Here is a 14480-nt window from a genome sequence, read left to right as displayed (position 1 = left end):
GGTCGTCAGGCGGCGAAAAGCCGAAGGCAATCCTGTGCGCCTCGTCAGACAAGATGTGCGGCCGCATCAATCGGGCCCAAAAGCCGCACTCTCACGAATAGGACGGGCTAAAGCTGATGATCGATGTAGAGCTGGGCTCGAATCTGCCGGTGGGCGAGAGAGCCTCCTCGACATGTCGAACGTTCGTATCACTATCGTGCCAAGCAACTCCTTGTATCCATTTTGCCGCAATAGTAACAACAACAAATTCAATGACTTGAGGCCGGATTGTTCCCGATCTGAGACCGGACACTAGCTCCGATCGGACCTTTGGAGTCTCGACAGCGATTGAGCTGGAAAGCTATATTAGAACATACTAAGAACTGATCTTCCGGTTGTGTTTTCAAGACCCACTCTCACTAACATTTTGCCCGGCAGGCCGTGCATTTAGTGCCGCCAACTCAGGATGAGGTCGGGCCAGGAGCCGCGTCATTGACCTTGTTCCGCCATTTGCATGACGACGCCTTTTTAGCTTTTTCGCGCGATCACAAGCACCTGTACGCAGCGTGTCTGCTGGATCTGCACGAACGCTTCTTTTCAGGCGCGCCGTCGTTCCCGACGCCGCAGCAGGTGGTCCACGCCATCTACGACGTCATGCGCGCCAACCCCGTCCTCTGGAACGAGGGCGATGATTTCGGCAGCCTGCCGGAAATGATCTCCGCGAGACGCCGCCGGATCCGGAAGGCCGACGTCGCGCTCGCTTCCGAGAAGGGCGACAAGGCGCTCGGTCTTGCCCGACAACTATACGCCCGGCTGCTCGTCTGGGGATGGCTTGAAGAGGAGGAATACGGGCTTCGCGTCACTGTGGACATGGCTATGGGACCGCTGCTCGTGCTGCAACGGCTCGCGAGCCTCAACAAGGATCTCTCGCAGCGATTCGGCGGCTTGATCGTGCAAATCCGCCTCAACCTGGAGGCCGTCGAAAAACTGAGGCCTGAGATCACCGACCGCAAGCAGCGCGAAGCCGCGCTCGCCGTCCGCGAGGCGCGCAATCAGGCCGACCAGTTCACTAAGAGTCTGCGGGCCATTCTGGCCGACCTGAAGCGCGTCCGACGGACCGTCATGGAGTCGAAAACAGTCGCTACCCGGCTCGAAGCCTTTTTCGAGGAGTTCATCGAACAGCTCCTGCTGAAGGATTTCGAGTCCATCCTCACCGTCAACCATCCATACCGCTTCCGCGACGCCATCGTCGATCTCGCGCGGAGGATCTCCTACAGCCCGGAAACCATGCAGGTCCTCGCCGAGGAGTACATAGCTTCCAGCATGGCAGCCGACATCGAGGACGGTCGAATGGCCGCGGCCGACGACCTGCTGGCTATCGAAAGCATCTTCGATCAGATCGGGGAGATGTTCGACAGGATCGAGGCCTTCCGCAGGCAGCTCGAAGCCCGGGTCCGCAACACCATTAAGTACGCCGAGCGGGGCGGGCAGGGACTCGTCGGCCGGGCCGGCGACCTGGTGCGGCGCCTGGATGCCTTACTGCGCGACGGCAGGCACCACAAGGCGACAATCGAATGGAGCATCGAGCCGCTGCGGTCGCCCTGGTCGGAGCACCATCAGGCGCCGGCCAGGCAGCCGCGCCGTCCCGTCGAAGCAAGGGAGCTCGCCGAGCCGCCGTCGGATCCGTTGTATGAACTGCGCAAGAAGCTCCGCCTCGAGTACATCGCTCGCATCGCGCCCCGCCCCGAGGATGTCAGACGATTCCTCGAGGGGCAGGTGCCGCCATTCGCGACCAGGGAAGCCCGCTTCATGGAAATCGATACCGTGGACGACTTTCTCGCCTTCGATTGCGCCCGCCGATATGCGCTGACAGGCGAGGTTCCGGCGCAGGTCGCGGCCGGGTTCGAACTCGAACCGTGCCCCGACACGCCCCCACACGACAGCGAATGGCTCCGTTGCGCCAACTTCCTGGTCAAGCGATCGGGCGCACTCCGGAAGGCGAGGGCGGCTCATGCTCAGTGAGTTCGAAAACGTCGAGCGCTCCTTCGGCGCGGAAAAGGCAGCCGACCTCCGCAAAGCGCAGCACTTCCTGCTACGGCGGCAGTTCGTGTTCGCGGGAGACCCCCGGACCGGGACAGTCTACAACACGATCATGGACGGCCGCTTCCGCGACGTGGTCGACGGCTTCTTCGATAGTTGCGGATACCGCGTCCACCGCGATCCGGAGGCGCAGTGGGCCGGCATCGTCGCCATGGACGAGGACGTGCCGCTGCCCCGGATGAAGCTCGACGAAACCATCGTCATGCTGGTGCTGGCGGCATACTGGCAGCAGGAGGTGAACGTCGGAGCAGTCGAGGACCGGGCCGTCGTAGTGGCCACTTTGAACGACCTGTTCGATCGCTACCGCGAGATGGCGCAACACGGCGGCGGTGGCGCGATCTCGGCCGCCCGGTTCCGGGACATCCTGCGCGAGGTCGCCCAACGCAGTTTGGTCGAGATCGGTGATTTTGACGACGAGCAGCAGGACTGCGAGATCAGGATCCGTCCGATGATTAAGCTGATCAGTGGCGGCGATGCCCTCCAACGGCTCGAGCGCTACGTCCGTAGCGAGGAGGCGCGGTTTCCGCAGCCCGCAGGAGACGAGGCATGATGGAGCTACGCCACCTGACGATGGTGAACTGGCACCTATTCGACGTCGCCGACATCGACGTGAGGGGACACGTCGGGGTCCTGGGCGAGAACCGGTCCGGCAAATCCACAATCCTCGACATGGCACAGGTCGTTCTCACCGGCGGGAGCCGGCGGTTCTTGCGCCTGAACGCGGTCGCCGGCGATAGCGGAAAATCGCGCAGCGGCTCGAAGCGCAGCGTCGTCGATTACTGCCTTGGGACGCTCGGCGAAGATCAGCGCCGGCGCGACGAGGCGCGCACCTACATCGCGCTCGGTTTCGAAGACACGGAAGGCGCCCGGTCACCGGTCACGATCGGCATGGCGCTCGAGGCGCGCAAGTCCGACAGCAGGGAGACCGTGCTGGCACTCTTCGTCGCCGTCGGGACCGTTCTGAGCTCCAAGGACTTCATCGAGCAGCGAGGAAAGTCGCAATTCCCGGCGCAGTGGGAGGACGTGCGCGCCCGGATCGTCGCAGCGGTCGGCGAAGGCAACTTCGTCAATCATCGCGACCGGGCGAGCGACTATGTCCGCGAGTACATGCGCCATCTTCTGCCGCATTCGTCCTTTGGCGAACAGAACGCCAGCGCCCTGCAGAAATCAATCGTCAACGCGATGACGCTCGATCACAACCAGACGGCGACGCAGTTCGTGCGGAACTACATCCTCGAGGACAGTCCGATCGGCATCAAGGAGCTGCGCGAGTCGATCCAGACATACCGCAACATCAGCGAGACCATCCGGAAAATGCGCCTCAGGCTCGAAGCCCTAAGGGCGCTTCGGGGCGTCCTCGCCGCGCTTGAAGAGGCGCTCGAGACCAAGTTCAGGGAGGAATGGGTCGCAAAACGCGCGACTTGGCTCGCGGCGCGCGCGACAAACCTGGACTTCAAGACCAAGCGGCGTACCGAGATGGCGCGCCGGGACGCCGCAGCAAAAGAACTCGAATTCATCGACGACGACGTCAAGGCCATCGATAAGGAGATCGAACGCCTCACGGCCGCGATCGCCGAGCACGATGCCAAGACCGGCAGAAAGTCCCTGCAGCAGACCGCCGATGTGGCCGGGCAGGCGGCGCACCGCGCCTCGGCGGACTTCAAGGCTCGCATGGAGAACATCCGTCGCCTGGAGCCGCTACGCGCGATGTGCGCGGACGGTTTCGAGGACTTCGTTCCTGCGCTTGAGCGTCTTCTGACCGCCACCGCCGGGGCCGACATCGGGGGCGTCTCCGACGAGGTCACCGCGGCCGAGAAGTCCTTCGCGGCAAGCGGCGCCAAATGGCTGCCGAAGATCGACGAAGCGCGTCAAAGGATCATCGCGGAGCTTTCCGGCCTCCGCGGCAGGCGCGACGAGGTGCTCGAACGGATCCGACAGCACGCCGCCGGAGGGGCGCGCGCCTATCTCGGCGACGACACTGAACTCCTCTGCCGCAGGCTGCGGCAGGGTGGAATGGTCCCGCGCGTACTCTGCGACATCATCGAAGTCGCCGAACCCGAGTGGGTAGGAGCCGCCGAGGCGCTCCTCGGTCGCGACCGGGAAGCCGTGTTCGTGGACAGAGCGGATATCAGCGCCGCCACGTCAATCTTCAAGGAAGGTCGCCGCGAGTTTCGCCATGCATCGCTCGTGAGCCTAAACAAGCTCGAGCAGTTCAGGGCCAAGCCGGAGCGCGGCACTTTCCCCTCGATCTTCCGGAGCCAGGATCCGGACGCGATGGCCTTCATCATGCGCCGCTACGGCAACGTCCGTCTCGCCGACACGCTCGACCAGTTCAACAGGCCCGGCCGGGCGATAATGAAGGACGGCCTCTACGACGACGGACTCGTCCGGAGCCATCGCTGGATCGAATCCTCGCAGTATAAGATCGGAAAGGCAGCCCAGGCGAACGCCCTGCGATCCCTGCAGGATCAGGCCGAGGAGCTGGGTCGGATCCTGATCGACAAGGGGAAGGAGGCCCATGCCGCGGAGCAGGCTTTTGCCGCTCTGAAGAACATCTGCGAGGGACGTAATGATCTGGGGGCTTGCGCGGCCGCCTTCGCGGCCGCGCAGACTGAGGTCGCTGAAGCTCAGGCCAGGCTCGATGCCCTCGACGGCGCGGGGGACGGCGGGCTTCGCGACAAAAAGAGGGCGCAGCAAAAGCTGAAGGAGAAGAGGCTGGAGGAGAGAAAGACACAGCAGAAGGCGTTCGGCGAGCATGACGGCGAGGTCAGGTCGGCGGAGAGGAGGCTCGGAGAGGGCGAGAACGTGCCCGGCTCCGAACTCAACCTCAGGGTCGCCCGGTCGATATACCGCATTTCCTCCCACTCTACTCCACCGCGAAAGGCAGGGCCGTCTACCGCGACCGCCTCGATGCCGCAGCCCAAAAGGGCTTCGCTGAGAAACACCGGGCCATCGCCGAGAAGGCCTTGAAGGATGCGAATGTGTCCGACAACGAGCGCGCCCGGATCGAGCGACGGGTCCGCGAGCTTCTTTACGATTACTTCGACCAGTTCGGGATGAGTTCGCAGGTCGGTGCGGAAAGCGAGCCGCTGCGGGAGGTGAAGCCATGGATGGAGCAGCTGATCTCGGATATCGAATCCAATGAGCTGCGCCAGTACGAAAGGCAGGCGCGGGATGCGGCGGAAAAGGCCTCTACCCTGCTGCGCGGCGAGTTCATCAACGCGCTCACGGCCCGGATCGGAAAGATGGAGCGGGAGCTGCAATCGTTGAACCGTAGCCTCTACGCACATCCGTTCCATAACGAGCGATATTCATTCCATCGCACCCAGATGGTGGAATTCCAGCCCATCCTGAAGATCATCGAGATCGCCAAAACCTCTCCGGAGGCGCTCGATATGCTGTTCCGGGGCGACGTGCCCGATGACTTCCCGCACAAGGATACGATCGTCGCACTCGAGGCGCTGCTCGAGGACCCCGACAAGGATTTCACCCAGTTCGAGGACTACCGCAACTTCTACACCTTCGAGATCCACATGGAGGATGTTGCCACCGGCCGCTCGACCCGCTGGGAGCAGCGGCGCGGCACCGGGTCTGGCGCCGAACAACAGGTGCCTATCTACGTTGCCATCGGCGCTTCGCTGGCCGCCGTCTACGGCAGCGCGGAGCGTCGTGCCGGCAAGCCCGCCGGTTTCGCGCTCGCCATGTTCGATGAGGCCTTCTCCAAGATGGACGGCAAGAACCAGCGGCAGATGATGAGCTTTTACAAAAACCTCGGCCTGCAGTTCGTGATCGCGGCGCCGTTCGAGAAGCGCGTCGCCGTGCTCGAGCACATGGACACCATCGTGGAGGTGGACCGCATCGGCGAGCAGTCCAGGGCCACTGTGGTGGAACTGAAAGAGAAGGCCAAGCGCGAGCTGATGGCCATCGATCCGGACCTGATGTCCGAAGATGAGCTCGCCACCCGTCTGGCCGCCGAGTAGCCATGGCTCGGCGTTTCACGGATGCGATCGGCCTGCTGAACGACCTGCTCAACCGCTTCGAGGCGGGGGCCGCAAGCCCGATCGCCCACCCGGACTACCCCGCTTTCCCATCAGTAGTCGCGGCGGACGCCTTCCTGAAACAGATCAGGGAAGCCGAAAGCGCCGGCGCGGTCTCCCTTGGTTGGGGGCGGGGCCCCATGCGCGACCAAGTGGCACATGTGCGGCTGGCCTCGGCGGAGATCCTATACCGATATCTCCGCCGTACCCCCGCGTCGCGCATCGCGGAGGATGCCGCTGTGCGGCTTGTCGCCGGGGCGGCGATGCACGACTCTCTGAAGAACAGCGCTTCCCAAGTCGCCGAGGTATGGGGGCGGGGGAAAACGTGGCACGGGTTCGCTTCGTCCGATGTCGAGACACTGCGCGACGCGTTCGTTCTCGCCCAGGCCATCCTGGCTAACAAACATCTTGGCGTCGACTACAAGACCTTCTCGAGACGAACGGTGGGGCACAGCAAAACGCTCGAACGGATCGAAGGCGCGGTCGTGCGGCTCCTGAGCGGCATCCTGGAGTTTCCCCCCGGCGCGCGGCCACGCGAGGCGCTCCGGGCAATCGGCCTTGAGCGCTTCGCGCCACCGCTGCTGATCGCGGGCAAGATCGACCTCGATGGAGCCGACCTCTCCGGAATCTCTCCGCTGTATCTCGGAATCACTCCCAAGGAAGCAGATCGCGTCCGCTTCCGGGAGCCGCCGGCCTACGTGCTAACGATCGAAAATTTCGCAAGCTTCAACCGGCACATCGCCGAGGCGGACCCCGGCCGATTAGGAACGACCATGTATGTCGGAGGGTACCCCTCGCTTGCCACCCAGCAGGCGCTGCGGACGATCGCAGGATTGGTATCCGAACAGACGCCGATCTTTCATTGGTCGGACATCGATCCGGACGGCACCTGGATCTTCCACACCATCGAGCGCGCCGTCGACCGGCCGATCCGTGCCCACCTCATGAGTGTCGAAGTTGCCGAGCGTTTGGGACAAGTGCCGTTCAAAAAATCCGCACCCGCTCGATGTCCACCGGACTCCGGTATCGCAGCTCTGGCAGCGTACCTGGCGAAAGATGGAGCCAAGACGCTCGAGCAGGAAGAACTCGATCCAGTCCTGCCAGAGTTTCATTAGAAAATGCGCGCGGACGCTCGTGGTTGCTGCTTTGGCTGTCTCGCTCAGGACGTCATTTGTTTCAAGCGCGACAACAGCACCGCCCGCAACTACGTGCTGCGGGCAAACCGACATCGTTTCTTCATAAAAACGCTCAACCAGCATTGGCATGCCAGTTGCTTGAAGATGGGACGAAACCACCTGTGACTATGATGCTCGTTCAGCATCCGGTTGAAGTATTGAGATGAAATATGCCCGCTTGATCGATGGCAGAGGTCCCCCGATGCGCTTTCCAAACCGGGCGCCTGCCTCGCGAACTCTGCCATCTTGGGATCGCGCTCCGGTTTGCCGGGCAGAAGCCGATTGTCTTGGGGGCTCGCAACGAATGGTGGTTCTCAGCAAGAACGCCAGCGTAAAGGCGTCCTCAGGACGATCGTTTGGCATCGGATTAGCCCATGGTTCGGGGTGGGGCATCTGCGACATGCAGAGCCTGCGCTCTTGAAGCTAGGTGTCGGCCTTGCATCGGGGCTTGCAGATGGTCAATGAGCTAATGCAGAACGATTGGGATCTTGAGAACATACTCAGGCAACAGGACGAGCTCAAGGTCAAGCTGCTTCGCGCCCAATCGGTTGTCGCCGAATGTAAGGCAGGATTGGCGGATCTGGAGCGGAGGCTTGAGTGTCGAGCGGTCTCGATCGATGAACGCCAGCGCAACTCTGCGGCAAACAATTCAATACGCAACGCACGGCCGCCTAAATCGCGAAGCCTCGATAATCCTGTTAACCCGGATGCTGCCGTGGCGTTTTCGCCTCGATGGGACCGCTGAAAGCTGCCGCCGCGCACGTTAACGGCGACAGGTTTTGGGACGGACCTGGCGAAGATCTCGAGACGCATGGTGTTGCGAACCCGGCGGGCGAACTGGACAATTAGGTGCGGCCTTGCCGATAGGCTCGGCTTTTTGGCTGATCGCGGTGCGTCCGCCAGGGATGCGCGCAGAGCAGCACCAGATAGGGGACGTATCGCCGCGTCTTTGGCTAGAGCCTCCTGTTTCGGGGCTGCTCACGTAGATGTCCTGAATCGAGTGTCAAGAGCTCTCCACTTCCAGCCAGTTCGGTCGTCTTGTCCGTCTTTAAGTCGTTGAAATTTCCGATTAGGCGTCCATGGAGGGGGCGCGAGCGGGCGCGTTCAATGACCACGATGGTCCGCTATGGCCGTTGGGCAGGCGACGTGCCGAGCGGTGCTGACCGCGGAAGCCGACCATGCCTCCGGCATCGCATGGATGATGACGGAACTCACTGACTATGTCCCGCAAGCGATCACTCCGGAACAGGGCGGGTAACGGCAGTCATCTAAAAATTCGTGAGACACCAGGAAGAGGGGATCCGGTGCGAATGCGATCCGGTGCCGGCCGTAGCCTCGTCAGCTTCTCGAAAGCTTTCCCGAATACTCACTGCCCACCGATCCTGGACGAGAGGCTGCGTGGACTCACGCGCAATTGGAGTTGCACAAATGAAATCGGGGACCGGTTGGGAGCTCAATCAGTGTGAGCAGGCTGACGTTACGAAGTTGTTGGATTTTCGTACTATCGCAAAACGCTTCATCTTTTTCGCGCATAGGCAAGGTGCTGCTGCGCGATCTCAAGTCCAGGCGTCTACTGCGTCGGATAAATGTCATCTTGTGCGCGCCAGTGACGCACGCGGCGACTCGATCAAGCCAGCGCTCAATACCAGAAAAGGCACGCGACAATGATGCGCGTGACAAAAGCACGAGCAGGTCAATGACAAAGCGTTTTCGCAACTGGGCCCTATTGTCCATACTCGCCTCCATGGTTGTCGGCCCCGCCGCAAAAGCGCAAGACCGCCGGACTATCGCCGAACCTGTTGCACCTGATACGGTCTGTGATCGCCCTGTGCCTTCCGGCAAGAACGATACAGTTAGCCTACAGGAGGCCATTGAACATTGCCCCGATGGCGCTGCAGTTTATCTCGGGCGCGGCGAGTTTCACTCAGGTCCACTCGAGATGAAATCGGGCGTGACCTTATGGGTCGGACGCGGTGCGACACTGATCGCCATCCCCGAACCTGCCGCTTACGACAAGGGCCTCGGACAATGTGGTCGCATTGCGGAAAAGGGCGACGGTTGCCGGCCATTCATCAGCTTTTCTAAAACGCGCGGCGGCGGTATCTACGGAGAGGGCATCATCGATGGTCAGGGCGGCGCGCTGATCGGCGGCGCGGAAACCTGGTGGCAGCTAGCCCGCCGCGCCCAAGCCCAGGGCGGCAATCAGAACGCCCCACGCTTGATCCAGGTCGATCATGCGCAGGATATCACGTTCTCTGGTGTCACCTTGCGCAACGCTGCCAATTTTCATGTCGCGATGAACCGGGTTGAAGGTGCCACGTTTTGGGCCCTCACGATCGATTCGCCGGCGGATGCCCGCAACACCGATGGCATCGATCTTGGCGCCAGTCAGGATGTGACCATCACCCACAGCTGGATCCGTACGGGTGACGACAACGTCGCAATCAAGGCCGGCGACAATGGTTCAAGCAGCCATATCTCGATCATTGATAATTATTTCGGCTGGGGGCATGGCATGTCGATCGGCAGCGAGGTGAATTCCGGGGCCAGAGACATATTGGTGCGTAATCTGACACTGGATGGTACGACGTCGGGCCTGCGCATCAAGAGCGATGTTGGTCGAGGCGGTCTGGTCGAGAACGTGACTTATGAGTACGTGTGCCTGAGGGGCAACCGGTGGCCGCTGGCTTTCGATGCAAAATATGATCCGCGCGCTCAAGGCACGAGGATTCCGGTCTATCGGCAAATCGTTCTCCGTCATGTGCATGGCGACACTGGTGTGCTGCTGATGCGCGGCATAGACGAGCGGCATGCCCTGGACGTGACACTCGAAGATGTTCGATTTGCCAATTCCGCGACTTGGCAACTTGAACATGCGAACGTCAGCGCAAATCACTCTGACGTATGGCCCCCGCTGCCCGGACGAGCTACACAACCGCCGCTGCGCGGATCGGAGGTATGTTCCAAGGCATTCCGCGACGGCAATCGGTAAGCACTACACGCGGCGCCGAACTCAGGTGGTGAGTTCCGCATCTGGGGCCAAGATTACTGGTGTTGACGAAGGTCGGGCTCATGTCCCGAGTTGGTTGCTATTGGCCGACAGTTTTGCAGGGCCGGAAATGTCAAGGTGACGCAGGTTCTGATTTGGCGATGAAAATCTTGTGTCGATGCGCGACGGCTATCCCGCTGAGAAACGAAGTGTAAGATCACATGCGAATTTTCGTTTCCTCCGCTGCACTTCTGGCGGGATGTTTCTGCATCGCCGCGGCGTACGCTCATCCACTGTTGGTGTCGCATGCCGGAAATGCAGACTATCACTCCGTGCAGCAAGCCATCGACGCATTGCCGGCGGAAGGCGGAAACGTCCGGATCGCGCCAGGCATCTATCGCGAGAAGGTTAAAATCACGAAATCCGGTGTTCATCTCGCAGGGACTGGCAACAAGCCGGAGGATACGGTCATTGTGTATGGCGACGGCGCGGTCAATGTAGGAGGAACGGCCCGTTCGGCGACGCTGGATGCCCCTAGCGATGACTTCCGGCTCGAGAATCTGACCATTCAGAACGACTATGCCCTCAATCCGGCCAATCCACCTTCGCAGGCGGTAGCGCTGTCCGTTACCGGAGATAGGGACGTCATTACGCGCGTCCGCCTGCTCGGCGCCCAGGACACGCTGTTTGCCGGCAAGGGACCAAACGGTAGAATGTCACGACAATACTTCTCGAACTGCTACATCGAAGGGCATGTCGATTTCATATTTGGCAACGCCAAGGCCTGGTTCCGGCAATGTGAATTGCACGGCATCGCCAATCAAGCGGTCATCTATACCGCTCAGAGCAAGGCAACGCCGGATGAGGACAGTGGCTATGTTTTTGATCATTGCAGGCTAAGTGCCGACCCTGCTGCGCGCTATATCGCGCTTGGCCGCCCCTGGCGCTCCTACGCCACAGTGGTCTTCCTGTCGACAAAGATAGATGCACGAGTGATTGCGGAAGGCTGGCGCGAATGGGCTCCCGGCGAGACCAACAAGTTGAGCACGAGCTATTATGCCGAATATAGATCCTTCGGCATCGGTGCTAACCCATCAGGCCGCGAGCCTCATTCCCATCAACTGAAAGATGGCGAAGCTGCGAGATGGTCGCTGAGAGTGTTCTTCGCGGGTGTCACAGATTGGCTGCCCACGAACCATCAGGTTCGAACAAAGAGCAATGTTCACGGTGAAGGGGTTCCACGGCGATCCTCGGATGAATGAGGGGAGCGAGCCTGATTGTGATGGAGAGTCTTGTACAGCAACCCAACCGCCGCCGGAGCCAAACCGACGGAAAGGGGGGCCGGCGCGACGATCTCATCTGTTCGCCGTCCACCCACATGCGCCCGCTTCAGCTCGCAGATCATCTTGTCCGTTTTGGCGGATCAGTGTCGGCAAGCTCTACGGACCGTCACGTCAGCACGTCGTCATCGCTCGGGAACGGCTGATTTGCCTGTTCAGCGCCTTGCGCAGATCTCCGGAGAGCGAAGTGGGCTGATGCTTCGCGGCTATATTCGTTCGGTCGGTGAGCGACGAAAATTCCCGTGCGCGAGGCGAGGGCGCCTATCTGCGCCCCGTCGAAAGTTGCTTCGGAACGAGAGCTCAGTCGGTCGAAAAGTTGTTGAGGAGACCAAGGCGCGCCGCGGCGAAATCATCGGTTACGGAGGCGCTGCCTCAGCCAACCAACTCGGTTGACGAGGCCGCAGACTGTTCGGCAGGTTTATTTGACTTCGGGGGCGTTCCGCGAGCTCCATCTTGGCAAGCAAGTTGTGGAGTTCAAGCATGCACCGCGTTGGCAGCTTACGATGGCCAAGCCGTCGTGCAGGTGAGGTCGTGCGCGCTTCGAGCGGGGCGGTCCCGAAACTGCAAGAGAAGCCTTGCGGTCCCTCAGTCAAAGACTGAGCCCGATTGAAGTGAGCGAATCGAAGTCTGCCGGATCTTCATTGCCAACTTGGCTTGCCAGGCACCGTTACTGCTGCGAACTCAGGACGCCCTGCACATCTTCTCGAAAAAGAATGTTTGGGGTCGTTTTGATGCCTGAACGCGCTCGTCGCCACTGGGCGAGAATCTCGTCTCCGAGCGGAACGTCCCTTTCGAAGGCTTACGGCGCAATTCGCCGTTTCTCGTACGACGTGGATCTCACATACGGCATTCGAGCAACAGCTCCGGACCCGGTGGACAATTTGGTCCCTCAGAACCGCAGTCAAAGCAAAAGTGCCAACGCGCGAGAACGCCTCCGGTCTGCGTCAAGGAAAAGACGTTGTGCGTCATCAATGAACGCCTGCAATAGGACAAGCTCACTACCAAAATTGATGCCAAGGACGACAAGATGCACGTCACGTATGATCCATTGGAGACGGTAGCGGCTATGTAAGTCCCGCCGTGATGCTTGAATTCGGCGCACGATCGACCGGCGATCCATTGTTAGATCGGTCGACCAATTTCGTCAGCTCGAACACGAAACCGGCGAAGAGGTGCGATAAAATTGGAGCAACTCCGTCCGTCGTCAGGCGGGTGCCGATGCGACGCCGGTCTCGCGCGCAGCAATATCCTGATCTCGTCAGCTTCTTGAAAGGTTGCGGCTACAACAATCGAGAATCTGAAGAGCTGCAATCTCGCCGTAATCCAGGCCGTACGGATTGCTGCAGGGTCTCTACAAACATGAGGAGAGCAGGATGGATCCGGTTGACCCATTCTTCGATTCAGGAGCCTGGATGCGGGAGTACGCCGCGCTGCCGGGGCGGGCGGGTCAGCGACGGGGCGACTCAAGCGAGCAAGGCGACTTTGAGAAGCGTATGGAGGATTTGCATCTCGATCCGTCTGATCAAAGCAAGTCAACTTCACCTGATCGGCCTCCCGCAGGAGGTGGTCGAGCAGTCCGGCGGGACGATTTCGGCGGTTCGATGCGGGCGCCGCCGCACTCCACTTTTAGGGAGAGTGCGCTAGGCGACACGCGCCGGAGCGTAGACATTCCCAGCTTTCAGCTTACCGCTGCGACGCAAGTGCCGCAGTCTAGTTTGCGAGATGATCTGTTCAGCAGCGCGCGCTAAAGCTTTCCGGACGCAGAGTCTGCCGCGTCGGCCAAAAGCGGAAAAAGCCGCAGATTATGGTCACGCTTCAAGTCGGGAATCGGCAAGGCGCTTGGCCGGAGCAGCAGTGAAAATTCGTCGCGCGACGCTGGGCAATCTGACGTCTTTTCGACGAATTTACGAATTGATTATGCGAGGCAGCCGGGCCGGACGCGCGGGGTCCCTGCGGCCGATGAGGAGCTCATTAAAGATTTCCGAAACAAGGCGGCGGGTAACCTCACCGACGGCACGATCAAGAATGCGGCAACCGATTTGCGCCATTTGAGCGTGCTCCTGAGCGAGCACGGCAGGCCCTCAATTGCGGATCGAATAGCCGGGAATTGGAAAACGCGCAGCAGGACAATCCGGAGGTGGAAAACCACCAGCTGGAAGCTGAGCTCGATGAGGAGGTCGACAGGTACGCAGGCCGCCGCGGCACGCGCATCAAGGCGGCCTTGAAGAAGCTCCGTGAGGTCGGTGCCGGAAACGCCCTGGCGCCTGATCTCCGCCGACTGGCTCCTCACGGCGCGGACGCAACCCTCATCCACATGTGGGCGGCGGCGGAAAAGGCAACACACAGGATCGAGCCGAAGACGATCGACAGGCAAGCTCGCCGCATGTCTAAGCTGAGTGAGTGGCTGCGGACCCATGATAGGCCACCGATGGCCGGCCGACTTTCCACCCCCGCGTTTGTCCGGGATCTCGAGGAGTACAGGCGCGAAACCAACGACAAGAAGATCCATGCTGATCTGGTCAAACTTGGCGGATACGAGCAAATCCTGGAGGCGAACAGGGCGCTTGGATTGAGGCCTCCTGAGGATCCGGGCCAGCCTTCTTGGGAAGCTGCTCGACAGCCGCATGCACTGCAGGGTCCTCCCGCAACGCCAGCTAGCCCGCGCGGGCGCCTGGGATTGGCTTGGCGAGCAGATCCACGGGCCCAACATATCGATGCCAGCGCCGCCCAGCCATTGGCAGGCCGGTTCGTCCCCGCGGGTCACTTCAAATTCCTCCGGGTGTGGTCAGTCAAATTCCTCCACCCGCGAGGCAGGACAAGGGACTGTTAGTTTGAGTTTGTTTCCCGGGCAAGAGCTTCA

At 60.9% G+C, this 14480-nt stretch carries 9 protein-coding genes and 1 pseudogene; all 10 read left to right on the top strand.

Going from position 1 to position 14480, the window contains the following annotated elements; all coding sequences use genetic code 11:
* The first annotated feature begins 471 nt into the window (after positions 1–471).
* The 10 genes and pseudogenes from QJT78_RS42500 (at position 472) to QJT78_RS42455 (ending at position 14450) form a co-directional block, all read left to right on the top strand.
* Positions 472–2001: a Wadjet anti-phage system protein JetA family protein gene (locus tag QJT78_RS42500; protein WP_014497837.1), complete on the top strand. Its 1530-nt coding sequence runs from the start codon at positions 472–474 to the stop codon at positions 1999–2001.
* The gene (locus QJT78_RS42495; protein ID WP_011084789.1) at positions 1991–2629 is read left to right on the top strand and encodes a DUF4194 domain-containing protein; all 639 of its coding nucleotides are present in this window, start codon (positions 1991–1993) and stop codon (positions 2627–2629) included. Before QJT78_RS42500 ends, QJT78_RS42495 begins: the two co-directional genes overlap by 11 nt.
* A complete protein-coding gene (locus QJT78_RS42490) occupies positions 2626–5049 on the top strand; it encodes an ATP-binding protein (protein ID WP_240537740.1) in 2424 nt (807 codons plus the stop codon). The genes QJT78_RS42495 and QJT78_RS42490 overlap by 4 nt, the downstream gene beginning before the upstream one ends.
* 11 nt (positions 5050–5060) lie before the next feature.
* Positions 5061–6059, top strand: a complete 999-nt coding sequence (locus QJT78_RS42485) for an SbcC/MukB-like Walker B domain-containing protein (RefSeq protein WP_281460600.1) — start codon at positions 5061–5063, stop codon at positions 6057–6059.
* 2 nt (positions 6060–6061) lie between these two features.
* Positions 6062–7231 carry a Wadjet anti-phage system protein JetD domain-containing protein gene (locus QJT78_RS42480; protein ID WP_028143996.1) on the top strand — a complete coding sequence of 390 codons (1170 nt, stop codon included), beginning with the start codon at positions 6062–6064 and terminating at the stop codon, positions 7229–7231.
* 514 nt (positions 7232–7745) lie between these two features.
* Entirely contained in the window at positions 7746–8036 is a 291-nt protein-coding gene (locus tag QJT78_RS42475) for a hypothetical protein (protein ID WP_014497834.1), read from the top strand.
* A 951-nt stretch (positions 8037–8987) separates the two neighbouring features.
* Entirely contained in the window at positions 8988–10283 is a 1296-nt protein-coding gene (locus tag QJT78_RS42470) for a glycosyl hydrolase family 28 protein (protein WP_240537739.1), read from the top strand.
* 218 nt (positions 10284–10501) lie between these two features.
* Complete coding sequence (locus QJT78_RS42465) at positions 10502–11542, top strand: pectinesterase family protein (protein ID WP_028153422.1); 1041 nt, start codon at positions 10502–10504, stop codon at positions 11540–11542.
* 705 nt (positions 11543–12247) lie between these two features.
* Positions 12248–12555 (top strand): annotated as a pseudogene (locus tag QJT78_RS42460) (nucleotidyl transferase AbiEii/AbiGii toxin family protein); the annotation flags it as partial.
* Between the two features lie 1172 nt (positions 12556–13727).
* Positions 13728–14450 carry a hypothetical protein gene (locus tag QJT78_RS42455; RefSeq protein ID WP_281460599.1) on the top strand — a complete coding sequence of 241 codons (723 nt, stop codon included), beginning with the start codon at positions 13728–13730 and terminating at the stop codon, positions 14448–14450.
* The last annotated feature ends 30 nt before the right edge of the window (positions 14451–14480 follow it).

Source organism: Bradyrhizobium sp. Mp27 (assembly GCF_029953005.1).
Lineage (GTDB): Bacteria > Pseudomonadota > Alphaproteobacteria > Rhizobiales > Xanthobacteraceae > Bradyrhizobium > Bradyrhizobium barranii.
This window is presented reverse-complemented; position numbering and strand designations above follow the sequence as displayed.

Excerpts from the sequence above, each read along its gene's own strand:
- QJT78_RS42470 (WP_240537739.1), top strand. The coding sequence starts at position 8,988 with ATGACAAAGCGTTTTCGCAACTGGGCCCTATTGTCCATACTCGCCTCC.
- QJT78_RS42475 (WP_014497834.1), top strand. The coding sequence starts at position 7,746 with ATGGTCAATGAGCTAATGCAGAACGATTGGGATCTTGAGAACATACTC.
- QJT78_RS42465 (WP_028153422.1), top strand. The coding sequence starts at position 10,502 with ATGCGAATTTTCGTTTCCTCCGCTGCACTTCTGGCGGGATGTTTCTGC.
- QJT78_RS42495 (WP_011084789.1), top strand. The coding sequence starts at position 1,991 with ATGCTCAGTGAGTTCGAAAACGTCGAGCGCTCCTTCGGCGCGGAAAAG.
- QJT78_RS42480 (WP_028143996.1), top strand. The coding sequence starts at position 6,062 with ATGGCTCGGCGTTTCACGGATGCGATCGGCCTGCTGAACGACCTGCTC.
- QJT78_RS42490 (WP_240537740.1), top strand. The coding sequence starts at position 2,626 with ATGATGGAGCTACGCCACCTGACGATGGTGAACTGGCACCTATTCGAC.